Here is a 22,430-nt window from a genome sequence, read left to right as displayed (position 1 = left end):
GTGTCGCGCTCCAGCCGAATGCACTAGAGCGGTGCACAAACGGGGAGCTAGTATAGAGGCCATCGGCGATGGCTGGCGACAGGCTATTTACCTTTTAAGGCAAGTTTTTCCGATTATTTATCGACCGTCAGTCGAATGGTGTCGGCAAAGGTTTTGCGTGATGCAGGACGTTTGCCTTGAAAGCGCTGGCAATCGGCTCCACATTGAGCACAATCCAGTTTTTTCCTCGGGCGACATTGGTCGTTTGCGGTCTTTCTCGTTCGTGCCGGTTTGACCGGCAAGAGTGAACCAGAGGTATTTCATGTCCGAATTCCAGCTAGTCACCCGTTTCGAGCCCGCCGGCGACCAGCCGGAAGCCATTCGCCTGATGGTCGAGGGCATCGAGGCCGGGCTGGCGCACCAGACGCTGCTCGGTGTGACCGGCTCGGGCAAGACCTTCAGCATCGCCAACGTGATCGCCCAGGTGCAGCGCCCGACGCTGGTGCTGGCGCCGAACAAGACCCTGGCGGCGCAGCTGTACGGCGAGTTCAAGGCGTTTTTCCCGAACAACGCGGTGGAGTATTTCGTTTCCTATTACGACTACTACCAACCCGAAGCCTACGTGCCGTCCTCGGACACCTTCATCGAGAAAGATGCCTCGATCAACGACCACATCGAGCAGATGCGGCTGTCGGCGACCAAGGCATTGCTCGAGCGCAAGGACGCGATCATCGTCACCACGGTGTCGTGCATCTACGGCCTGGGTAGCCCGGAGACCTATCTGAAGATGGTGTTGCACGTGGATCGCGGCGACAAGCTCGACCAGCGTGAGTTGCTACGTCGCCTGGCCGACCTGCAATACACCCGCAACGACATGGAATTCGCCCGTGCGACCTTCCGTGTGCGCGGCGATGTGATTGATATCCACCCGGCGGAATCGGATTTCGAAGCGATCCGCATCGAACTCTTCGACGATGAAGTGGAAAGCCTGTCGGCCTTCGATCCGCTGACCGGCGAAGTGATCCGCAAGCTGCCGCGCTTCACCTTCTACCCGAAGAGCCACTACGTCACGCCCCGGGAAACCCTGATGGGCGCGGTCGAAGGCATCAAGGTCGAGTTGCAGGAACGCCTGGAATACCTGCGCTCCAACAACAAGCTAGTGGAAGCCCAGCGCCTGGAGCAGCGCACTCGTTTCGATCTGGAGATGATCCTCGAACTGGGTTACTGCAACGGCATCGAAAACTACTCGCGCTATCTGTCCGGTCGCGAAGCTGGCGCGGCGCCACCAACCCTTTACGATTACCTGCCGGCCGATGCCTTGCTGGTGATCGACGAATCCCACGTCAGCGTTCCGCAGGTGGGCGCCATGTACAAGGGCGACCGCTCGCGCAAGGAAACCCTGGTCGAATACGGTTTCCGCCTGCCCTCGGCCCTGGACAACCGGCCGATGCGTTTCGATGAATGGGAAAGCATCAGCCCGCAGACGATTTTCGTCTCGGCGACGCCGGGCAACTATGAAGCCGAGCACGCCGGGCGCGTGATTGACATGGTGGTGCGCCCGACCGGGCTGGTGGACCCGCAAATCGAGATCCGCCCGGCACTGACCCAGGTCGACGACTTGCTGTCGGAAATCACCAAGCGTGTCGCTCTGGAAGAGCGGGTGCTGGTCACGACGCTGACCAAGCGCATGGCCGAGGACTTGACCGACTATCTGGCCGACCACGGCGTGCGCGTGCGCTACCTGCACTCGGACATCGACACCGTGGAACGGGTCGAAATCATCCGCGACTTGCGCCTGGGCACCTTCGATGTGCTGGTGGGCATCAACCTGTTGCGCGAAGGCCTGGACATGCCGGAGGTCTCGCTGGTGGCGATCCTTGATGCCGACAAGGAAGGCTTCCTGCGTTCCGAGCGCTCGCTGATTCAGACCATCGGCCGGGCGGCGCGAAACCTCAATGGCCGAGCGATTCTGTACGCCGACCGCATCACGGGCTCCATGGAGCGGGCGATCGGCGAAACCGAGCGTCGTCGCGACAAGCAGATTGCCTTTAACCTGGCCAATGGCATCACGCCCAAAGGCGTGTTCAAGGATGTCGCCGACATCATGGAAGGCGCCACAGTGCCCGGCTCGCGCAGCAAGAAGCGCAAAGGCATGGCCAAGGCCGCCGAGGAAAACGCCAAGTACGAAGCCGAATTGCGTTCGCCGGGCGAGATTGCCAAGCGCATCAAGGGGCTGGAAGAGAGGATGTACCAGTTGGCACGTGACCTGGAATTCGAAGCAGCGGCGCAGATGCGCGACGAGATCACCAAGTTGCGCGAGCGCCTGATTACCGTCTGAAACACGCCAATTGATGGCCGGACAAATCCCCCTGTAGGAGCTGCCGCAGGCTGCGATCTTTTGATCTTGATTTTTTAAGATCAAAAGATCGCAGCCTGCGGCAGCTCCTGCACAAGGTTGCGGTGTATCAATGGGCCTCGCCGGCCTTCAGCCCCGCCGGCAATTTCCGGGTCAGCAACACCGCCAGCATGCTGATCCCCAGCGCGATCCCGACAAAATGAAACGCATCGTTGTAGGCCATGATCGATGCCTGCTGATGCGCGATCTCGCTGAGTTTGCCCAATGCCGCCGTTTCACTGCCCAACCGGTCGGTCAGCGAGGCAATGCGCTCGGCCACCTGCGGATTGCTCGGCACGATGGACTCACGCAGGTAATCGAAATAAACCTTGGTCCGCGCATCCAGCAGCGTGGCGAGCAGGGCGATGCCGATGGCCCCGCCGAGGTTGCGCAGGATGTTGAACAGGCTCGATGCCGACCCTGCATCCTGGGGCAGGATGTAGGACGTCGCGATCAGCGAAATGGTGACCATGATCAGCGGCTGGCCCAGGGCGCGGATGATCTGGATCTGATTGAACTGCGGTCCGGCAAAGTCCGGGTTCAGCACGCCCGAAGAGAAGCTCGCCAACCCGAATAGCCCGAAGCCCAATGTGCACAGCCATTTCGGCGAGACGAACTTCATCAGTTTGGGCACCAGCGGGATCAGAAACAGCTGCGGCACACCCATCCACATGATCACTTCGCCAATCTGCAGAGCGTTGTAGTTCTGGATTTGCGCCAGGTACAGCGGCAGCAGGTAGATCGAGCCGTACAGCCCAACCCCCATGCCGACGCTGGAAATACTGGACAAGCCGAAATTGCGGTTGCCGAGGATGCCGAGGTTGATCAACGGATTGGGTTTGGAAAACTGCACGATGACGAAGGTGATCAGGCTGACCAGCGCGATGCTGCCCAGGGTCACGATCAGGCTGGATTCCAGCCAGTCCTTGCGGTGGCCTTCCTCCAGGAATACCTGCAAGCAACCGAGCCCGACGCCGAGGGTGAGAATGCCGGCGTAGTCGGTGCTTTTCAGCAATTCCCAGTGCGCTTCTTTCTTCTCCAGGCCGTACATCAGGCCGGCGATCATGATCAGGCCGGGCGGGATGTTGATGTAGAAGATGTACTCCCAACCCCAGTTCTCCGTCAGCCAGCCGCCGAGGGTCGGGCCGATGGAGGGCGCGAAGGTGGCGGTCATCGCGAACATGGCCATGCCTTTGGCGCGGTGGTGTTCCGGGAGCTTGATCAGGGTCAGGGTGAACGCCAGCGGAATCAGCGCGCCGCCGGTAAACCCCTGCAGGGCGCGGAACACGATCATGCTCTCCAGGCTCCAGGCCATGGAGCAGAGCAGGGAGGCCGCGAGAAACCCGAGGGACACCCATACCGCCAGGCGTCGCGCCGACAACAACTGCACGAGCCAGGCGGTGAGCGGGATCATGATGATCTCCGCCACCAGGTAGGAGGTGGAAATCCACGAGCCTTCCTCCAGGGTCGCCGACAGCGCGCCCTGGATATCCTTGAGCGAGGAATTGGTGATCTGGATGTCCAGCACCGCCATGAAGGCGCCGAGCATCACGCTCATCACCGCGATCCAGTCCCGCCGGGTCGGCTCGCCGACCGGGCGGATCAGTTGATCACCGGCCATCGTCGGCGGCGTCTTTGCTGCTCACTGTGGGGGTGACGCCTTCAGGGGCATCCTTGATGTTCACCTTGGCGGTCACCGACATGCCCGGACGAATCTTGCCGCGCAATGGGTTGTCGGCGGCGAAGGTCAGTTTTACCGGAATCCGTTGCACGACTTTGGTGAAGTTGCCCGTGGCATTGTCCGGCGGCAGCAGGCTGAACTGCGCGCCCGAGGCGGCGAACAGGCTGTCGACGCGGGCTTCGATCGGCGTGTCGCTGTAGGCGTCGAAGGTCAACTCGGCTTTCTGGCCGGGCTGCATGTGGCCGATCTGGGTTTCCTTGAAGTTGGCCTGAATCCAGATGTCTTCGTCCGGCACGATCGACAACAGGTAAGCGCCGGCCTGCACGTATTGGCCTTCGCGGGCGGCACGCTGGCCGATCAGGCCGCTGATGGGGGCGTGGATTTCGCTGCGGGTCAGGTTCAGTTCGGCTTGGGCCAGGTCGGTTTTTGCGTTGGCGATCTGCGCGTCGAGGCGTTTGATCTCGGCGGTCAGCGCGTTGACTTGCTGGCGCTGACTTTGCGCATCGGCCTGGGCCTTGGCCACTTGCGAGCGGGCAATGTGGGATTCGGCGGAGAGGGTGGTCACCCGCTCTTCCGAGACATAACCGGGTTTGCGCAAGGTCTCGGCGCGGGTCAGGTCGATCTGCGAGCGGCCCAGGCTGGCCTGGCTGGACGCGACTTGCGCTTCGCTGGCGGCAATCAGGCTGGCCTGCTGGGTCAGCTTGCTCTGGGCTTGCAGGCGTTCGGCCTGGCGGGTGGCCAGGGCGGCATTGGCGCGGTCGACAGCGAGGTGGAAGTCGTCGCCTTCGAGTTTGATCAGCAACTGGCCTTTCTCGACATGCTGGTTGTCCTGCGCCAGCACCTGATCGATGCGCGCGCCCAACTGGCTCGACACACGGGTGATCTCGCCCTGGACATAAGCGTTGTCGGTGCTTTCATAAAAGCGCCCCTTGAAGAACCACTGGGCAAACAGGCCCCCGGCAATCAACAGGACCATCAGCAGGAATGTAAAGAGGCGACGCTTGAGTTGGGCAGGCATGAGGCAAACTGTAGTCGAGAAATTGTAAGGGAAGTTATCAGCAGGCAAATCTGGCATACAGCCGATAAGTGGTAAATGCCATCGGCGGATATTCGGCTATTCACCGCGTCATAGGGGCGTTACAGACGCAACCTTGGCTTAAATGCCCTGTTCGCTGGAGCCGGGCGGGTGTCGCCTGTTACCATTCGCGCCTAGTTTGAACTTCGCTTTTTTTCTTTTCGAGACATGCCATGACCACCGTCCGCACTCGCATCGCGCCATCGCCTACCGGGGATCCCCACGTAGGTACCGCCTACATCGCCTTGTTCAACTACTGCTTTGCCAAGCAGCACGGCGGTGAGTTCATCCTGCGGATCGAAGACACCGACCAATTGCGTTCGACCCGTGAGTCCGAGCAGCAGATTTTCGACGCCTTGCGCTGGCTGGGGATCGACTGGAGCGAAGGCCCGGACGTCGGCGGCCCGCACGGTCCGTATCGGCAAAGCGAGCGCGGCGATATTTATCAGAAGTATTGCCAGCAACTGGTTGACATGGGGCATGCCTTTCCGTGCTTCTGCACCGCCGAAGAGCTGGACCAGATGCGCGCCGAGCAGATGGCTCGCGGTGAAACCCCGCGTTACGACGGTCGCGCGCTGCTGCTGTCCAAGGAAGAAGTCGCCCGTCGCCTGGCCGCTGGCGAACCCCATGTGATCCGCATGAAGGTGCCGAGCGAAGGCGTCTGCGTGGTGCCGGACATGCTGCGTGGCGACGTCGAGATCCCGTGGGACCGCATGGACATGCAAGTCCTGATGAAGACCGACGGCCTGCCGACGTACTTCCTGGCCAACGTGGTCGACGATCACCTGATGGGCATCACCCATGTATTGCGCGGCGAAGAGTGGCTGCCATCGGCACCGAAGCTGATCCTGCTATACGAGTACTTCGGCTGGGAACAACCGGAGCTGTGCTACATGCCGCTGCTGCGTAACCCGGACAAGAGCAAGCTGTCCAAGCGCAAGAACCCGACCTCGGTGACGTTCTACGAGCGCATGGGCTTCATGCCGGAAGCGATGCTCAACTACCTGGGCCGCATGGGCTGGTCGATGCCGGACGAGCGCGAGAAGTTCTCGTTGCAGGAGATGGTCGACCACTTCGATCTGAAGCGCGTGTCCCTCGGCGGGCCGATCTTCGACATCGAGAAGCTGTCCTGGCTCAACGGCCAATGGCTGCGTGACCTGCCGGTGGAAGAGTTCGCCGCGCGCGTGCAGAAGTGGGCGTTCAATTCCGAATACATGATGAAGATCGCGCCGCACGTACAGGGCCGGGTCGAAACCTTCAGCCAGGTGGCACCGCTGGCCGGGTTCTTCTTTGCCGGTGGCGTGAGTCCGGATGCCAAGCTGTTCGAATCCAAGAAACTGTCGGGTGATCAGGTCCGTCAGTTGATGCAGTTGATCCTGTGGAAGCTCGAAAGCCTGCGTCAGTGGGAGAAGGACAGCATCACCGCGACCATTCAGGCCGTGGTCGAATCCCTGGAGTTGAAGCTGCGTGATGCCATGCCGCTGATGTTTGCCGCGATCACCGGCCAGGCGAGCTCGGTGTCGGTGCTCGATGCGATGGAAATCCTCGGTCCGGACCTGACCCGATTCCGGCTGCGCCAGGCCATCGACCTGCTGGGCGGTGTGTCGAAGAAAGAAAACAAAGAATGGGAAAAGCTGTTGGGCGCCATCGCCTAAGCGCTCTTGATACCCTGTAGGAGCTGCCGAAGGCTGCGATTTTTTGATCTTGCTTCCAAAAGCCAACGTCAAAAGATCGCAGCCTTCGGCAGCTCCTACAGTGTAAACCTCCCGAATTTCCGGGGGGAGGGCGGTAAGTGGTTGTTATGCCGACAAAAATTTTTGAAAAATTTCAAAAATAAGTTTGACAGGCTTTCGATACGCCCTTAAGATTCGCCCCGTCCTCAGCGATGACATCAACGATGAGGGGCTATAGCTCAGCTGGGAGAGCGCTTGCATGGCATGCAAGAGGTCGACGGTTCGATCCCGTCTAGCTCCACCAATTTACACTTCAAGGCCTGGCCACACCGGCCTTGAAGCGATCAGCTCTCAGCACTGATCAGTTGTATAGAAGGGTTTGCGTCCCCTTCGTCTAGTGGCCTAGGACACCGCCCTTTCACGGCGGTAACAGGGGTTCGAGTCCCCTAGGGGACGCCAGTTTTACAGAAGCGATGTTGCAAGATGTCGCTCCGCCGCGAGGCGAAAAATCCGGGGCTATAGCTCAGCTGGGAGAGCGCCTGCATGGCATGCAGGAGGTCAGCGGTTCGATCCCGCTTAGCTCCACCAATTTTACAGTTCAAGGTCTGGCCACACCGGCCTTGAATCGATCAGCTCTCAGCACTGATCAGTTGTATAGAAGGGTTTGTGTCCCCTTCGTCTAGTGGCCTAGGACACCGCCCTTTCACGGCGGTAACAGGGGTTCGAGTCCCCTAGGGGACGCCACGATTACCCGCTCTGCGGGATTTATAAGGGTCATTCAATTATTGAATGACCCTTTTGTTTGTCTGGCGTTTGGCCAAATTCCTCCATTTCCAAAAAAACTGTTCTTCAGACCAGCGGTCACGGCCATGACTTGCTAAAATTTATTATGAGAATAATATTTCAATCGTAATATTCGGAGGCGACGATGAACGATAAAAAAGCTCAAACCCGCGAGCGCATCCTCAAGGCTGCCAGCGCAGCGCTGATTCAGCGCGGCCCGGCCGAGCCAAGCGTGGGCGAAGTGATGGGCGCGGCGGGCCTGACGGTCGGCGGCTTCTACGCACACTTCGAAAGCAAGGACGCGATGATGCTCGAGGCGTTCAAGCAATTGCTCGGTCACCGTCGCGACCTGATTGCCGACATGGATGCGCAGTTGACCGGTGAAGAGCGCCGCGCGCTGGTGGCTGCGTTCTATCTGTCGCGCAAGCACCGTGACTCCTCTGAATCGGCCTGTCCGATCCCGGCATCGGTCGGCGAACTGGGGCGGCTGCCGGAAGCGTTTCGTGTCGCCCTGAATGAACATGTGGAATTGATGGTCGCGCAGTTGGCGGCCAGTCCTGAAGAAACCGAAAAAGCCCTGGCCGATATGGCCTTGATGGTGGGTGGGCTGGCTCTGGCGCGGGCGCTGGGGCCGGGCGAGTTGTCCGATCGATTACTGCGCGCCGCCAAATCGGCAGTGCGTTGACCCTGAAGGCTGCGGCCTGAGGAGAATGCGATGAGCGCGTTAAAGTGGGTTCGTGGCGTTAATGGCACTTTGGGCTGGTTTGCCCCGAAACTGGTCGCTAGCAAAATGCGACTGGCCTTCATGACTCCGCGGGACCTGCCGCCCCGTGATTGGGAACTGCCGCTGTTGGCGCGATCCGAGCGCATTACCCTGCGGTTTGGCCTTTCGGCGCTGCGCTGGGGGCAGGGGCCGGCCGTGCTGCTGATGCACGGCTGGGAAGGTCGGCCGACGCAGTTTGCCAGCCTCATCACCGCGCTGGTCGATGCCGGTTACTCGGTCGTCGCCCTGGATGGTCCGGCCCATGGCCGCTCACCGGGCAGAGAAGCGAATGTAGTGCTGTTTGCTCGGGCCATGCTTGAAGCTGCTTCCGAATTGCCTCCGCTGCAAGCGGTCATCGGCCACTCCATGGGCGGCGCCAGTGCCATGCTCGCGGTCCAGTTGGGTTTGCGTACCGAAACCCTCGTGAGCATTGCCGCCCCGGCGCGGATTCTTGGCGTACTGCGTGGTTTCGCCCGTTATGTCGGGCTGCCGCCGAAGGCTCGTTCGGCGTTCATTCGCCAGGTGGAGAATGATGTCGGCATGCGCGCCGCGATGCTGGATGTCGCGCGCTATCAACTCGATATGCCCGGCCTGATCGTTCACGCCGAAGATGACACCTTCGTCCCGGTCAGCGAGTCGCAATTGATCCACGAAGCGTGGTTCGATAGTCGCTTGCTGCGCTTGAAGGAGGGTGGTCATCAGCGCGTATTGGCCGACCCCCGAGTGATTGATGGCGTGTTATCACTGCTGGCCGGACGCAGTCTGCAATCACGCCAATCCGCTTGAGCTTCCGTTACACTGCCCCGGTCGAAATCATCTGACCGGGAGTGGGGCATGGGCTGGGATCGGGAAACGCCATTTATCATTGATCTGCAAGTGGACGCCGAGGACATTGACGGGCTGGGACACGCGAACAACGCGGTCTACGTGACCTGGCTCGAGCGCTGCGCCTGGCGCCACTCCCAACGCCTTGGCCTGGATCTGGTCGAATACCGGCGCCTGGACCGGGCGATGGCGGTGGTGCGCCACGAGATCGATTACCTGGCCGCGGCCTACGAAGGCGATGAGCTGCAATTGGCGACCTGGATCGTCGATTGGGACCAGCGCCTGAAGATGACCCGGCACTTCCAGCTGATCCGCCCCAGCGACAATGCAACGTTGCTGCGCGCTCAAACCACGTTCGTCTGCATCGAGCTGTCCACCGGCAAGCCCAAGCGCATGCCGACGGAGTTCATCGAAGGCTATGGCCCGGCGATTCAAGCGCAGGAGTTGGTACAACCCTGATTCCCTGTGGGAGCGGGCTTGCTCGCGAATGCAGTGTGTCAGCAAATTAAATGTTGGCTGACACGACGCTTTCGCGAGCAAGCCCGCTCCCACATTGGATTTGCGATGTTCTGCAGATTTTCTCTGAAACCCAGTAAACTGCCGCACGATTTTCCTCGAGTGTGTTTTTCATGCAAATTGCTTTGGCGCCCATGGAGGGGTTGGTCGACGACATCCTGCGCGATGTGCTGACCCGCGTGGGTGGTATTGACTGGTGCGTGACCGAGTTCATTCGGGTTAACGACCAGTTGCTAACGCCTGCCTATTTCCACAAGTTCGGCCCGGAGCTGCTCAACGGTGCCCGGACAGCCTCCGGCGTGCCGCTGCGTGTGCAACTGCTCGGTTCCGATCCGGTGTGCCTGGCGGAAAATGCCGCGCTCGCGTGCGAGCTGGGTTCGCAAGTGATTGACCTGAACTTCGGCTGCCCGGCCAAGACCGTCAACAAATCCCGAGGGGGTGCGGTCCTGCTCAAGGAACCCGAGTTGCTCAACCAGATCGTCGAGCACGTCCGCCGTGCCGTCCCCGCGCACATTCCAGTCACCGCCAAGATGCGCCTGGGTTTCGACAGCCCGGACGGTTCGCTGGTGTGTGCCACGGCCTTGGCCGAAGGCGGTGCGGAACACATCGTGGTGCACGCGCGGACCAAGGTCGATGGCTACAAGCCGCCGGCGCATTGGGAGTGGATTCCGCGGGTGCAGGACGTGGTCAAGGTGCCGGTGTTCGCCAATGGTGATATCTGGAGCGTCGAAGACTGGCGTCGTTGCCGCGAGATCAGTGGCGTGGAGGACATCATGCTCGGTCGCGGCCTGGTCTCGCGCCCCGATCTGGCCAAGCAGATCGCCGCTGCCCGGGCCGGTGAAGAGGTCGTGGAGATGACCTGGAGCGAACTGCTGCCGCTGATCCAGGACTTCTGGCTGCAAGCCAAGGCGCAGATGACGCCACGCCAATCGCCGGGTCGCCTGAAGCAATGGCTGGCGATGCTGACCCGCAATTATCCCGAGGCGGTAGAGCTGTTCACCGTCCTGCGTCGTGAGACCGAACTGGATAACGTCTCGCGTTTGTTGGGGCTGCCGGTGGCTGAAGCCGCCTGAGGCTCTTTTAAAAAAAGTAGAAAATAATCTCTTGAAATGTAATCGGCGGTCCCTATCTAAGGGTTACGCGATGCCGAATTCGGGTCGCGGAGACAAAAAACCTTGCTGATTGTTTTCAGGAGATTTGAATCATGGCTACTACATTTTCCATGGCCCCACTGTTCCGTTCCTCGGTAGGTTTCGACCGTTTCAACGACCTGTTCGAAACCGCCCTGCGCAATGAGCCAGGCAGCAGCTATCCACCCTATAACGTGGAAAAACATGGCGACGACCAATACCGTATTGTCATCGCTGCGGCTGGTTTCCAGGAAGAAGACTTGGAGCTCGAAGTCGAGAAGGGTGTGCTGACCATCAGTGGCGGTAAGCGCGACGCAAACGAAGACGTCACTTATCTGTATCAGGGCATTGCGCAGCGTGCCTTCAAACTGTCCTTCCGTCTGGCGGACCACATCGAGATCAAGGCTGCCGGCCTGAGCAACGGTCTGTTGAGCATCGACCTGCTGCGGGTGATTCCGGAAGAGGCGAAAGCCAAGCGCATCCCGATCAACGGGGCGCAAAAACCGGCTCTGCAACACTGAGTCCGGGCAGTAAGAAGGGCGCCATTGGCGCCCTTTTTTGTGCCCGATCCCTGTAGGAGCTGCCGCAGGCTGCGATCTTTTGACCTTGATTTTCAAGATCAAAAGATCGCAGCCTGCGGCAGCTCCTACAGGGTTTGCGTTACTTCAGGAGTTTTTGGAATTCTTCCACCGGCAACGGCGGACTGTGCAAATACCCTTGGTAGAAATGGCACTCCAGCCCCTGCAGGAATTCAAGCTGCTCCGCTGTTTCCACCCCCTCGGCAATCACCTTCAAGTCCAGGCTGCGGGCCATGGCGACGATGGCGCGGATGATCTCGGCGTCGTTGGGGTCGCTGGTGGCGTCGCGGATGAACGACTGGTCGATTTTCAGGGTGTCTACCGGCAGCCGCTTGAGGTAGGTCAGTGAGGAATAACCGGTGCCGAAGTCGTCCATGGCGAAGCTCACGCCGAGTTTTTTCAGGCGGCGCATTTTGCTGATGGTGTCTTCCAGGTTCTGGATCACGATGCCTTCGGTGATTTCCAGCTTCAGCAGCGTGCAGGGCAGCCCGCAGGTGGCGAGGCTGTTTTCAACGCGTTCAACGAAATCGTTCTGGCGGAACTGGCGCGGGCTGATGTTCACGCACAGGCTGAATTTGTACGGGTTCACCAGGCCTCGGTCGATCAGTTGCTTGAAGGCCTGGCAGGCTTCGTCGAGGATCCAGGTGCCGACCTCCAGGATCAGTCCGCTGTCTTCCAGCACCTTGATGAACTCGGTGGGTGACTGCGCGCCGAGTTCCGGGTGATTCCAGCGTACCAGGGCCTCGGCGCCGACGATGCGGTCGCCCCGGGCGTCGACCTGGGGTTGGTAATGCACGCGAAACTCGCCCCGGGACAGGGCCAGGCGCAAGTCGGTTTCCATGCGCAGGCGTTCGCTCGCGGCCTTCTGCATGGTGTTGTGGTACATCTGCGCGGTATTGCGCCCCGAGTCCTTGGCGCGATAGAGCGCGATGTCTGCACGCTTGAGCAGGTCGGTCGGGGTCGAGCCGTGATCGGGGATCAGCGCAATGCCGATACTTGGCGTCACTTGCAGGCGCTGGCCGTCGAGGAACATCGGTTCGGACAGCAACTCGCGGATGGTGTCGGCCAGTTCCCGAACCTGATCGCTGACCTCGCTGCGTGAACCTTCGAGACCGCTGAGCAGCACCACGAATTCGTCGCCACCCAGGCGCGCAACGGTGTCCTCCATGCGCACGCTGGCCTCCAGGCGCGCGGTGATGATTTTCAGCACGGTATCGCCCACCGGGTGCCCGAGGGAGTCGTTGATGTGCTTGAAGTGGTCGAGGTCGAGGAACATCAGCGCGCCGCGCAGGTTATGCCGTTTGAGCAGGGCGATCTGCTGGCTCAGGCGGTCCATCAGCAAGGCACGGTTGGGCAAGTTGGTCAGGGGATCGTGGTAGGCCAGGTGGCGAATCTGCGCTTCGGCGTTTTTCAGCAGGCTCACGTCCCGCGCGGTCAACAGCAGGCAGGCGGTTTCGTTGAGGGTGATTGGCTCCACCGAGACTTCGACGGTGAGCAGTTCGCCGCGCTTGTTGCGCCCGAGCATTTCCTGGTGATGAACCCGGCCCTTGATCTGCAATTCGGCCAGCAGCGCCGAGCGTTGTTTTTCTTCCGCCCAGATCCCGACCTGGTACACCGTGCGGCCCACCACTTCCTCGGCGCGGTAGCCAGTCAGGCGGCAGAAGCCGTCGTTGACCTCCAGGTAGCGTCCGGTGTCGCGCTCGGTGATGGTGATTGCGTCGGGGCTGGAGTGGAAGGCCTTGGCGAATTTCTCTTCACTGGCCTTGAGCGCCGCTTCAGAGCGTTGTTGCTGGGTGATGTCGCGCAGCGTGGTGACGATGCAGGGCTGGTCGCCGACGCTGATCTGACGGCTGGAAATCACGCAGGTCAGGGCCTGTCCGTCCTTGTGCTGGACGAGAATGGCGACGTTGTTCAGGCCTTGTTCGCGGATCACTTGTTCGATCCGTCGCAGGCTTTTCGCCGAGGCGTCCCACAGGCCGATTTCGTCGGCGCTGCGGCCGATCACATCGGCGGTGCTCCAGCCGAAGGTCTGGGTGAAGCTGGAGTTGATTTCTATGAACTGGCCGCTGTCCTGGTGGGTGACGCAGATCGGATCGGGGCTGACCTGGAACAGCGTGGCGAATTTTTCTTCGGAGGCCACCAGCCGTTGTTCGCGCTCCACCTGGTCGGTGATGTCAAGCAAGGTGCCGGCCATGCGCACCGGCACGCCGTTGTCATCGCGGTAGAGGCGGGCGCGGCTTTCCAGGTAGCGTGAGCTGCCGTCGGGCAATTGCACGCGGTAGGTCAATTGATAGTTGCCGGCCGGGCCTTCGCGCAGGCTGCGGTAGGCGTCGCGCATGGTGTCGCGCTCTTCGCCGGGCACGCCCTCGAAAAACGCGTCGAAGGATTCGTGAAAGGGTTTGGCTTCCAGACCGTGCAGTTGGGCGGCCCGTGCCGATCCGTAGAGCATGCCGCTGGGAATGTGCCAGTCCCAGGTACCGAGTTGCGCCGAATCCAGGGCCAGGTCGAGGCGTTCCTGGCTGTCCTTGAGGGCGTGTTCGGCGGCTTTGCGTTCGGTGGTGTCGAGGAAGGTGCTCAGCAGATAGGGCTGGCCTTCGAGCTCAACTTTTTGCGCACTGAGGATGCCGTCATGGATCTGGCCGTTGCTGGCGCGGAACTGCACTTCCATGCTGACCACGTCACCTTTGGCTTTAGTGGCCTTGACCAGGTCGGCCCGTTGCTCGGGGTGTACCCACAGCCCCAGTTCCAGGGTGGTGCGGCCGATCGCGTTTTGCACCGGCCAGCCGAACAGGCTTTCGAAATACTGGTTGGCTTCGGTAATCAGGCCGTCTTCCTGACGGGTCAGCAGAACCATGTTCGGGCACAGGTGAAACAGGGTGGCGAAGCGTTTTTCCGAGCTGCTCAACGCCTGCTCACGCTGGCGCTGGTGAGTGATCTCGCGGATCACGCCAATCATCCGCGGCCGGCCATGCTTGTCCGGCAACAGGCTGCCGCTGATTTCCAGCCAGTGCAGGCTGCCATCGGGCCAGCGGATGCGGTGGTGCATGGCCTGCTCCAGTGGCGCACCGCCAATGACCGCGTGAAAGGCACGAACGGTTTTGGCGCGATCCTCTGGCGGCAGCAGGTCGAGGTATTCCAGGTCATGGGGTAGCGGTTGCCGGGGATCGAAGCCGAACAGTGCCTGTGTACCCCGGGACCAGCTGATCTGCCCGCGCTCGATGTCCCAATACCAGGCGCCCAGGCGCGCTCCGTTGAGCGCGGCCAGCAATTGCGAGGCGCTTTCCCAGCTCTGTTCGGAGCTTTTCGGATCAATTGCCTGGATACGCGGCATCGGCGGAATACGGTCTACAGATTTCGGCATTGGCGAGCCTTGGGCTGGTGTTGGGCGTTTGTTGCGGGCATTCGCGGCTCTATAGGAGTAGCACAACTTAGCCTTGAGTCCCTGGCAGATCGAGTTGAGCGTCCAGTAAGGCCATGAAGGCCCGCGCAGCATTCGACAGCGTCCTTTCCGTGTGCAGGATATAGCCTAGCTGGCGAGTGAGCTGTATGCCCGGCAAAGGTATGCGCGCCACCTGGTCATCGAGCATGGTGCGCGGCAAGACACTCCAGGCCAGGCCGATCGAGACCATCATCTTGATGGTTTCCAGGTAGTTGGTACTCATGGCGATGTTGGGTGTCAGGCCCTGGGCTTCGAACAGCCGTTGCACGATGTGGTGGGTAAAGGTGTTGCCGCCGGGGAATACCGCCGGGTGTCGGGCGATGTCCGCCAGGCTGACCTTGCCGTTGTTGAGCAGTGAATGCTCCGGGGCGACCACGAAATCCAGCGGGTCGTCCCACACAGGCGTGGCCTTGACCAGCGTGTGGGGCTCCGGTGCGAGGGTGATGACCGCCAGTTCGGCGCGGCCATGGAGAATTTCCTCGTAGGCCACTTCCGAATCGAGGAACTGAATATCCAGCGCCACTTGCGGGTAGCGCCGGGTGAATTCCCTCAATAAAGGTGGCAAGCGGTGCAGGCCGATGTGGTGACTGGTGGCCAGGGTCAGGCGGCCGGTCACTTCGCCGGTGAGGTTGGTCAGGGCGCGGCGAGTATCATCCAGCACATTGAGAATCTGATAGGCCCGTGGCAGCAGGGCGCGCCCGGCCTCGGTCAAACCCACTTCGCGACCCAGGCGATCGAACAGTCGCACCTTCAATTGCTGCTCCAGTCCGGCGATGCGCTTGCTGATGGCTGGCTGGGTCAGGTGCAGCCGTTCACCTGCACCGGAGAAACTTCCGGTCTCGGCAATGGCAATAAAAGCATTGAGGTTCGCCAGGTCCATGTTTGCATTCCAGTTGGTTATCCAAAGCATAAAAAATATGAATTTGAGTTATTTAATGTAACCCCATAGGATCGACCTCACAAGCCAAGGGGTTATTGAGTCATTCAAAATCCGGGGCATAGAAACAAGCTGATGAGGAAACCGTCTGATGGCCGGCAAAACGCTCTACGACAAGCTCTGGGATTCGCATTTGGTCAAGCAGCGCGACGATGGTTCTGCGCTGATCTACATCGACCGTCACATCATCCACGAAGTGACTTCGCCGCAAGCCTTTGAAGGCCTGCGTCTGGCCGGGCGCAAGCCATGGCGCATCGATGCCAACATCGCGACCCCGGACCACAACGTACCGACCACCCCGGAGCGCAAGGGCGGCATCGACGCCATCGTTGACCAGGTCTCGCGCCTGCAAGTCCAGACCCTTGATGACAACTGCGATGAATACGGCATTGTCGAATTCAAGATGAACGACGTTCGCCAGGGTATCGTCCACGTCATCGGCCCGGAGCAGGGCGCCACCTTGCCGGGCATGACCGTAGTCTGCGGCGACTCCCATACCTCGACCCACGGCGCATTCGGCGCATTGGCCCACGGTATCGGCACTTCCGAGGTCGAGCATGTGCTCGCCACCCAGTGCCTGGTCGCCAAGAAAATGAAGAACATGCTGGTGCGCGTCGAAGGCCAATTGCCGTTCGGCGTGACCGCCAAGGACATCGTGCTTGCCGTGATCGGCAAGATCGGCACCGCCGGCGGTAACGGCCACGCCATCGAATTCGCCGGCAGTGCGATTCGCGACCTGTCCGTGGAAGGCCGCATGACCATCTGCAATATGGCCATCGAAGCCGGCGCTCGCGTAGGCCTGGTGGCTGCAGACGAAAAGACTGTGGAATACGTCAAGGGTCGTCCGTTCGCGCCGAAAGGCGTGGAGTGGGACCTGGCCGTCGAAGCCTGGAAAGACCTGGTGTCTGACACCGACGCCAGTTTCGACACCGTGGTCGAGCTCGACGCGACCCAGATCAAGCCGCAGGTCAGCTGGGGCACCTCGCCGGAAATGGTCCTGGCGGTCGATCAGAACGTGCCGGATCCTGCGAAGGAAATGGACCTGGTCAAGCGTGATTCCATCGTCCGCGCGTTGAAATACATGGGTTTGACCGCCAACCAGGCGATCACCGACATTCAGCTCGACCGCGTGTTCATCGGTTCCTGCACCAACTCGCGGATCGAAGATCTGCGCGCTGCAGCGGTGATCGCCAAGGGCCGCAAAGTGGCCTCGACCATCAAGCAGGCCATCGTGGTGCCGGGCTCGGGCCTGGTGAAGGCACAGGCCGAGTCGGAAGGCCTGGACAAGATTTTCCTCGAAGCCGGTTTCGAATGGCGCGAGCCGGGTTGCTCGATGTGCCTGGCGATGAACCCGGACCGTTTGGAAAGTGGCGAGCATTGCGCCTCGACTTCCAACCGTAACTTCGAAGGCCGTCAGGGCGCCGGTGGCCGTACCCACCTCGTCAGCCCGGCCATGGCCGCGGCCGCTGCCGTAAACGGTCGTTTCGTCGACGTCCGTGAATTGATTTAAGGAGCGCAGCATGAAAGCTTTTACCCAGCACACTGGACTTGTCGCGCCTTTGGATCGTGCCAACGTCGACACCGACCAGATCATTCCGAAGCAGTTCTTGAAGTCGATCAAGCGTACGGGCTTTGGCCCGAACCTGTTCGATGAATGGCGCTACCTGGATGTGGGGCAGCCGTACCAGGACAACTCCAAGCGTCCGCTGAACAAGGACTTCGTCCTCAATGCCGAGCGTTACCAGGGCGCCAGCGTGTTGCTGGCCCGTGAGAACTTCGGTTGCGGCTCCAGTCGTGAACACGCGCCGTGGGCGCTGGAAGAGTACGGTTTCCGCAGCATCATCGCGCCGAGCTATGCCGACATCTTCTTCAACAACAGCTTCAAGAACGGCTTGCTGCCGATCATCTTGAGCGATGCCGAAGTCGACGAACTGTTCCAGCAGGTCGAGGCCAATCCGGGTTATCAGTTGCAGGTCGATCTGCAAGCCCAGACCGTGACCCGCCCTGACGGCAAGGTGTTGAGCTTTGAAATCGATGCGTTCCGCAAACACTGCCTGCTCAACGGCCTGGACGATATCGGCCTGACTTTGCAGGACGGCGATGCGATTGCAGCGTTTGAAGCCAAGCACCGGGCGAGCCAGCCGTGGTTGTTTCGCGACGCGTGATTGATCAGAAATTGATGTAGGCAGGGCCGGCCTCTTCGCGAGCAGGCTCGCTCCCACAGGGATTTTGTAAACACTGAAAATCCAATGTGGGAGCGAGCCTGCTCGCGAAGGCGGCAGCCCAAACACCCCAAGACTCACCCCAAAAAGGAAGTCCCCATGACCAGCACCGCCCAGCACAGCCAAGTAGTCCAAAAGCAATTCGGTGAACAGGCAGCCGCCTACCTGAGCAGCGCCGTCCACGCTCAAGGCACCGAATTCGCGCTGCTACAGGCTGAACTGGCGGGGCAGGGCGATGCCCGGGTCCTGGACCTGGGTTGCGGCGCCGGTCACGTGAGTTTCCACGTGGCTTCGCTGGTCAAGGAAGTGGTGGCCTACGACCTGTCGCAGCAAATGCTGGATGTGGTCGCCGGTGCTGCCGTTGATCGTGGCTTGAGCAACGTATCGACGGTCCTCGGTGCCGCCGAGCGCCTGCCGTTCGCCGATGGCGAATTCGATTTCGTCTTCAGCCGCTATTCGGCGCACCATTGGAGCGATCTGGGCGTGGCCCTGCGGGAAGTGCGCCGGGTGTTGAAGCCGGGTGGTGTGGCGGCATTTGTCGACGTGTTGTCACCGGGCAGTCCGTTGTTCGACACTTACCTGCAAAGCGTCGAAGTGCTGCGCGACACCAGCCATGTGCGCGATTATTCCGCCGGTGAGTGGTTGCGCCAGGTCAGCGAGGCGGGGTTGTACACTCGCAGTACCACCCGTCAGCGCTTGCGTCTGGAGTACAACAGCTGGGTCGAGCGCATGCGCACCCCTGAAGTGATGCGCGCGGCGATCCGCCAGTTGCAGCAGTCGATGGGCAACGAAGTGCGCGAATATTTTGAGATTGAGGCAGACGGTTCGTTCAGTACCGATGTGTTGGTATTGATGGCCGAGCGATAGAATTTTTCCGGGAGCACCCCAGGGTGCACCGACTGATGACATGAGGAAAGCATGAGCAAGCAGATTCTGATTCTCCCAGGTGACGGTATTGGCCCGGAAATCATGGCCGAAGCGGTCAAGGTGCTGGAACTGGCCAGTGACAAGTTCTCTCTGGGCTTCGAGCTGAGCCACGACGTGATCGGTGGCGCGGCCATCGACAAGCACGGCGTGCCTTTGGCCGATGAAACCCTGGAACGTGCCCGCGCGGCCGATGCCGTGTTGCTGGGTGCGGTCGGCGGCCCGAAATGGGACACCATCGAGCGTGACATCCGCCCTGAGCGCGGCCTGTTGAAAATCCGTGCGCAACTGGGCCTGTTCGGCAACCTGCGTCCGGCGATCCTGTACCCGCAACTGGCCGAGGCTTCGAGCCTGAAGCCGGAAATCGTCTCCGGGCTGGACATCCTGATCGTTCGCGAACTGACCGGCGGCATCTATTTCGGTGCGCCACGTGGTACCCGTACCCTGGAAAACGGCGAGCGTCAGTCCTACGACACCCTGCCGTACAGCGAAAGCGAAATCCGTCGCATTGCCCGTGTCGGCTTCGACATGGCCATGGTCCGCGGCAAGAAGCTGTGCTCGGTGGACAAGGCCAACGTACTGGCGTCCAGCCAGTTGTGGCGTGAAGTGGTCGAGCAAGTGGCCAAGGATTATCCTGAAGTCGAACTGAGCCACATGTACGTCGACAACGCCGCCATGCAGCTGGTGCGTGCCCCGAAGCAGTTCGACGTGATCGTCACCGACAACATGTTCGGCGACATCCTGTCCGACCAGGCTTCGATGCTCACCGGTTCCATCGGCATGCTGCCGTCGGCGTCCCTGGACACCAACAACAAGGGCATGTACGAGCCGTGCCACGGTTCGGCGCCGGACATCGCGGGCAAGGGCATTGCCAACCCGCTGGCGACCATTTTGTCGGTGTCGATGATGCTGCGTTACAGCTTCAATCAGCAGGCAGCTGCCGATGCCATCGAGAAAGCCGTGAGCCTGGTGCTCGATCAGGGCTTGCGCACGGGCGACATCTGGTCGGCCGGTTGCACTAAAGTCGGTACGCAGGAAATGGGTGACGCAGTAGTCGCCGCGCTGCGGAATCTGTAATCTCTCGGGCCCGCTGCCAAATTCAAGACAAGGCAGCGGCCCACATTTCAAGAAGGTGTAGTTGCGATGAAACGTGTAGGTCTGATCGGTTGGCGCGGTATGGTCGGTTCCGTGCTCATGCAGCGGATGCTGGAAGAGCAGGATTTCGATCTTATCGAGCCGGTGTTTTTCACCACTTCCAATGTCGGTGGCCAAGGCCCGTCCGTGGGCAAGGACATTGCTCCGCTCAAGGACGCTTACAGCATTGAAGAGCTGAAAACCCTCGACGTGATTCTGACCTGCCAGGGTGGCGACTACACCAGCGAAGTCTTCCCCAAGCTGCGCGAAGCCGGCTGGCAGGGTTACTGGATCGACGCCGCTTCCAGCCTGCGCATGCAGGATGACGCGGTGATCGTACTGGACCCGGTGAACCGCAAGGTCATCGACCAGCAGCTCGATGCTGGCACCAAGAACTACATCGGCGGCAACTGCACCGTCAGCCTGATGCTGATGGGTCTCGGTGGCCTGTTCGAAGCGGGCCTGGTGGAATGGATGAGCGCCATGACTTATCAGGCGGCCTCCGGTGCCGGCGCGCAGAATATGCGTGAACTGATCAAGCAGATGGGCGCGACCCACGCTGCTGTCGCCGATCAACTGGCCGATCCGGCCAGCGCGATCCTCGACATCGACCGTCGTGTGGCCGAAGCCATGCGCAGCGACGCGTACCCGACCGAAAACTTCGGCGTACCGTTGGCCGGCAGCCTGATCCCGTGGATCGACAAGGAACTGCCGAACGGCCAGAGCCGCGAAGAGTGGAAGGCCCAGGCCGAGACCAACAAGATCCTCGGTCGCTTCAAGAGCCCGATCCCGGTCGATGGCATCTGCGTGCGCATCGGCGCCATGCGCTGCCACAGCCAGGCGCTGACCATCAAGCTGAACAAAGATGTGCCGATTGCCGATATCGAAGGGTTGATCAGCCAGCACAACCCTTGGGTCAAGCTGGTGCCGAACAGCCGTGAGACCAGCATTCAGGAGCTGAGCCCGAACAAGGTCACCGGCACCCTGAACATCCCGGTTGGCCGTCTGCGCAAGCTGAACATGGGTTCGCAGTTCGTCGGCGCGTTCACCGTCGGCGACCAGTTGCTGTGGGGCGCGGCCGAACCGCTGCGTCGCATGCTGCGGATCCTGCTCGAGCGTTGATCGACTGATGCAGTGAAAGAACCCGCGCCTTGAAAGAGGTGCGGGTTTTTTTATGGGCGAAATGTTGTCAGGTGCGACGCCTTCGCGAGCAGGCTCGCTCCCACAGGGAAATGCGATCAACTGTGGGAGCGAGCCTGCTCGCGAAGGGGCCATCACAGGCACCACAAGGCCCGGCAGAATTGCCTGCATGTCAGTCACCCGGTAAAGTGCCGCTCCCCCCGTTTCGCCAGAGGCCAAGCCATGAACCAGTCCATTGATATTGCCGTGATCGGCGCCACCGGTACTGTCGGCGAAACGCTCGTGCAGATTCTCGAAGAGCGCGATTTCCCGATCGGCACCCTTCATCTGTTGGCCAGCAGCGAGTCGGCCGGCAGTTCCGTGCCCTATCGCGGCAAGAACGTGCGGGTGCGGGAAGTCGATGAGTTCGACTTCAGCAAGGTGCAGTTGGCATTTTTTGCCGCCGGCCCGGCGGTTTCCTTGAGTTTTGCTTCCCGTGCGAACGACGCCGGTTGCTCGGTGATCGATCTGTCCGGTGCCTTGCCCGCGGATAAGGCGCCGCAGGTCGTGCCTGAGGCCAACGCTCAGGTGCTGGCGGGCTTGAAAAAGCCGTTTCTGGTCAGTGCTCCAAGTCCGTCGGCTACCACGCTGGCGGTGGTGCTCGCGCCGCTGATGGATGTGCTCGATTTGCAGCGTGTCAGCCTGACCGCCAGCCTGGCAGTATCGGCCCAGGGCCGTGAAGCCGTGAGCGAGCTCGCCCGGCAAACCGCCGAACTGCTGAATGTGCGGCCGCTGGAACCGAAATTTTTTGACCGGCAAATGGCCTTCAACCTGTTGGCCCAGGTCGGCAAGCCGGACGAACAAGGTCATACGCTGCTGGAAAAACGCCTGGTGCGGGAGCTGCGTCAGGTCATGGCGCTGCCTTCATTGAAAGTTTCCGTCACTTGCATTCAAGCCCCGGTGTTTTTTGGCGATAGCTATAGCGTGACCCTGCAGTGCGCAAAGGACATTGATTTGGCCAAAGTCAATGCTGCGTTGGAAGATGCGCCCGGTATCGAGCTGGTCGAGGCAGGCGATTACCCGACGCCGGTAGGTGACGCGGTAGGGCAGGATGTGGTCTACGTGGGGCGGGTTCGCCACGGTATCGACGACCTGTCGGAACTTAATTTGTGGCTGACGTCAGATAACGTACGCAAAGGCGCCGCGCTCAACGCTGTGCAGCTGGCTGAGTTGTTGATTAAAGACCTGCTGTAAAAG

At 60.6% G+C, this 22,430-nt stretch carries 17 protein-coding genes and 4 tRNA genes; 17 read left to right on the top strand and 4 right to left on the bottom strand.

What is annotated here, in order from left to right; all coding sequences use genetic code 11:
- Positions 1 to 301 precede the first annotated feature (301 nt).
- Positions 302 to 2,317, top strand: coding sequence for an excinuclease ABC subunit UvrB (gene uvrB / locus KW846_RS04120; protein WP_218481419.1), 2,016 nt, complete (start codon positions 302 to 304; stop codon positions 2,315 to 2,317).
- Positions 2,318 to 2,444: 127 nt separating this feature from the next.
- Here uvrB and KW846_RS04115 read toward each other — a convergent pair whose 3' ends face one another.
- Both KW846_RS04115 and KW846_RS04110 read right to left on the bottom strand, forming a co-directional pair.
- Positions 2,445 to 3,935, bottom strand: a complete 1,491-nt coding sequence (locus KW846_RS04115; RefSeq protein WP_172435702.1) for an MDR family MFS transporter — start codon at positions 3,933 to 3,935, stop codon at positions 2,445 to 2,447.
- A gap of 49 nt (positions 3,936 to 3,984) precedes the next feature.
- Entirely contained in the window at positions 3,985 to 5,073 is a 1,089-nt protein-coding gene (locus tag KW846_RS04110) for an HlyD family secretion protein (RefSeq protein WP_218481418.1), read from the bottom strand.
- Between the two features lie 230 nt (positions 5,074 to 5,303).
- Here KW846_RS04110 and gltX point away from each other — a divergent pair, with 230 nt between their 5' ends.
- The 10 genes from gltX to KW846_RS04060 all read left to right on the top strand — a co-directional run bounded on the left by gltX (position 5,304) and on the right by KW846_RS04060 (position 11,341).
- Complete coding sequence (gene gltX, locus KW846_RS04105) at positions 5,304 to 6,785, top strand: glutamate--tRNA ligase (protein ID WP_218481417.1); 1,482 nt, start codon at positions 5,304 to 5,306, stop codon at positions 6,783 to 6,785.
- A 246-nt stretch (positions 6,786 to 7,031) separates the two neighbouring features.
- Positions 7,032 to 7,107, top strand: a tRNA-Ala gene (locus KW846_RS04100).
- Between the two features lie 79 nt (positions 7,108 to 7,186).
- Positions 7,187 to 7,262, top strand: a tRNA-Glu gene (locus KW846_RS04095).
- Positions 7,263 to 7,315: 53 nt separating this feature from the next.
- Positions 7,316 to 7,391 (top strand) — tRNA-Ala (locus KW846_RS04090).
- A gap of 80 nt (positions 7,392 to 7,471) precedes the next feature.
- Positions 7,472 to 7,547, top strand: a tRNA-Glu gene (locus KW846_RS04085).
- A 184-nt stretch (positions 7,548 to 7,731) separates the two neighbouring features.
- Positions 7,732 to 8,271, top strand: a complete 540-nt coding sequence (locus KW846_RS04080; RefSeq protein ID WP_007978672.1) for a TetR/AcrR family transcriptional regulator — start codon at positions 7,732 to 7,734, stop codon at positions 8,269 to 8,271.
- A 30-nt stretch (positions 8,272 to 8,301) separates the two neighbouring features.
- Positions 8,302 to 9,135: an alpha/beta fold hydrolase gene (locus tag KW846_RS04075; RefSeq protein WP_116582044.1), complete on the top strand. Its 834-nt coding sequence runs from the start codon at positions 8,302 to 8,304 to the stop codon at positions 9,133 to 9,135.
- Positions 9,136 to 9,183: 48 nt separating this feature from the next.
- Positions 9,184 to 9,633: a thioesterase family protein gene (locus KW846_RS04070; protein ID WP_102675339.1), complete on the top strand. Its 450-nt coding sequence runs from the start codon at positions 9,184 to 9,186 to the stop codon at positions 9,631 to 9,633.
- 170 nt (positions 9,634 to 9,803) lie between these two features.
- Positions 9,804 to 10,763 (top strand): tRNA-dihydrouridine synthase, encoded by a 960-nt coding sequence (locus tag KW846_RS04065; RefSeq protein ID WP_218481416.1) that lies wholly within the window; start codon positions 9,804 to 9,806, stop codon positions 10,761 to 10,763.
- Positions 10,764 to 10,894: 131 nt separating this feature from the next.
- Positions 10,895 to 11,341 carry an Hsp20 family protein gene (locus KW846_RS04060; protein ID WP_007978681.1) on the top strand — a complete coding sequence of 149 codons (447 nt, stop codon included), beginning with the start codon at positions 10,895 to 10,897 and terminating at the stop codon, positions 11,339 to 11,341.
- A gap of 139 nt (positions 11,342 to 11,480) precedes the next feature.
- Here KW846_RS04060 and KW846_RS04055 read toward each other — a convergent pair whose 3' ends face one another.
- Both KW846_RS04055 and KW846_RS04050 read right to left on the bottom strand, forming a co-directional pair.
- Positions 11,481 to 14,759 (bottom strand): PAS domain S-box protein, encoded by a 3,279-nt coding sequence (locus KW846_RS04055; RefSeq protein ID WP_218481415.1) that lies wholly within the window; start codon positions 14,757 to 14,759, stop codon positions 11,481 to 11,483.
- 67 nt (positions 14,760 to 14,826) lie between these two features.
- A complete protein-coding gene (locus KW846_RS04050) occupies positions 14,827 to 15,717 on the bottom strand; it encodes a LysR family transcriptional regulator (RefSeq protein ID WP_007975654.1) in 891 nt (296 codons plus the stop codon).
- Between the two features lie 148 nt (positions 15,718 to 15,865).
- Between KW846_RS04050 and leuC the strand changes: the two genes are divergently transcribed.
- From leuC to KW846_RS04020, 6 genes are all read left to right on the top strand, one after another.
- A complete protein-coding gene (gene leuC / locus KW846_RS04045; protein ID WP_218481414.1) occupies positions 15,866 to 17,284 on the top strand; it encodes a 3-isopropylmalate dehydratase large subunit in 1,419 nt (472 codons plus the stop codon).
- A gap of 10 nt (positions 17,285 to 17,294) precedes the next feature.
- The gene (gene leuD, locus KW846_RS04040) at positions 17,295 to 17,939 is read left to right on the top strand and encodes a 3-isopropylmalate dehydratase small subunit (protein WP_015095895.1); all 645 of its coding nucleotides are present in this window, start codon (positions 17,295 to 17,297) and stop codon (positions 17,937 to 17,939) included.
- A 156-nt stretch (positions 17,940 to 18,095) separates the two neighbouring features.
- Positions 18,096 to 18,863, top strand: coding sequence for a class I SAM-dependent methyltransferase (locus KW846_RS04035; protein WP_218481413.1), 768 nt, complete (start codon positions 18,096 to 18,098; stop codon positions 18,861 to 18,863).
- 51 nt (positions 18,864 to 18,914) lie between these two features.
- The gene (gene leuB, locus KW846_RS04030; RefSeq protein ID WP_007975659.1) at positions 18,915 to 19,997 is read left to right on the top strand and encodes a 3-isopropylmalate dehydrogenase; all 1,083 of its coding nucleotides are present in this window, start codon (positions 18,915 to 18,917) and stop codon (positions 19,995 to 19,997) included.
- A 66-nt stretch (positions 19,998 to 20,063) separates the two neighbouring features.
- Positions 20,064 to 21,176 (top strand): aspartate-semialdehyde dehydrogenase, encoded by a 1,113-nt coding sequence (gene asd / locus KW846_RS04025; RefSeq protein ID WP_007975660.1) that lies wholly within the window; start codon positions 20,064 to 20,066, stop codon positions 21,174 to 21,176.
- 240 nt (positions 21,177 to 21,416) lie between these two features.
- Entirely contained in the window at positions 21,417 to 22,427 is a 1,011-nt protein-coding gene (locus tag KW846_RS04020) for an aspartate-semialdehyde dehydrogenase (protein WP_218481412.1), read from the top strand.
- The last annotated feature ends 3 nt before the right edge of the window (positions 22,428 to 22,430 follow it).

The organism is Pseudomonas sp. PDM32 (assembly GCF_019219225.1).
In the GTDB taxonomy this organism is placed as follows: Bacteria; Pseudomonadota; Gammaproteobacteria; order Pseudomonadales; family Pseudomonadaceae; genus Aquipseudomonas; species Aquipseudomonas laurylsulfatiphila.
Note: the sequence above shows the minus strand (reverse complement) of the source record. Positions and strands in the feature narration are given on the sequence as shown.

Coding starts and splice junctions, on each gene's coding strand:
- KW846_RS04035 (WP_218481413.1), top strand. CDS start 18,096: ATGACCAGCACCGCCCAGCACAGCCAAGTAGTCCAAAAGCAATTCGGT.
- KW846_RS04055 (WP_218481415.1), bottom strand. CDS start 14,759: ATGCCGAAATCTGTAGACCGTATTCCGCCGATGCCGCGTATCCAGGCA.
- KW846_RS04070 (WP_102675339.1), top strand. CDS start 9,184: ATGGGCTGGGATCGGGAAACGCCATTTATCATTGATCTGCAAGTGGAC.
- asd (WP_007975660.1), top strand. CDS start 20,064: ATGAAACGTGTAGGTCTGATCGGTTGGCGCGGTATGGTCGGTTCCGTG.
- KW846_RS04020 (WP_218481412.1), top strand. CDS start 21,417: ATGAACCAGTCCATTGATATTGCCGTGATCGGCGCCACCGGTACTGTC.
- KW846_RS04080 (WP_007978672.1), top strand. CDS start 7,732: ATGAACGATAAAAAAGCTCAAACCCGCGAGCGCATCCTCAAGGCTGCC.
- KW846_RS04060 (WP_007978681.1), top strand. CDS start 10,895: ATGGCTACTACATTTTCCATGGCCCCACTGTTCCGTTCCTCGGTAGGT.
- KW846_RS04065 (WP_218481416.1), top strand. CDS start 9,804: ATGCAAATTGCTTTGGCGCCCATGGAGGGGTTGGTCGACGACATCCTG.
- leuD (WP_015095895.1), top strand. CDS start 17,295: ATGAAAGCTTTTACCCAGCACACTGGACTTGTCGCGCCTTTGGATCGT.
- KW846_RS04050 (WP_007975654.1), bottom strand. CDS start 15,717: ATGGACCTGGCGAACCTCAATGCTTTTATTGCCATTGCCGAGACCGGA.
- KW846_RS04110 (WP_218481418.1), bottom strand. CDS start 5,073: ATGCCTGCCCAACTCAAGCGTCGCCTCTTTACATTCCTGCTGATGGTC.
- KW846_RS04075 (WP_116582044.1), top strand. CDS start 8,302: ATGAGCGCGTTAAAGTGGGTTCGTGGCGTTAATGGCACTTTGGGCTGG.
- uvrB (WP_218481419.1), top strand. CDS start 302: ATGTCCGAATTCCAGCTAGTCACCCGTTTCGAGCCCGCCGGCGACCAG.
- gltX (WP_218481417.1), top strand. CDS start 5,304: ATGACCACCGTCCGCACTCGCATCGCGCCATCGCCTACCGGGGATCCC.
- leuC (WP_218481414.1), top strand. CDS start 15,866: ATGGCCGGCAAAACGCTCTACGACAAGCTCTGGGATTCGCATTTGGTC.
- leuB (WP_007975659.1), top strand. CDS start 18,915: ATGAGCAAGCAGATTCTGATTCTCCCAGGTGACGGTATTGGCCCGGAA.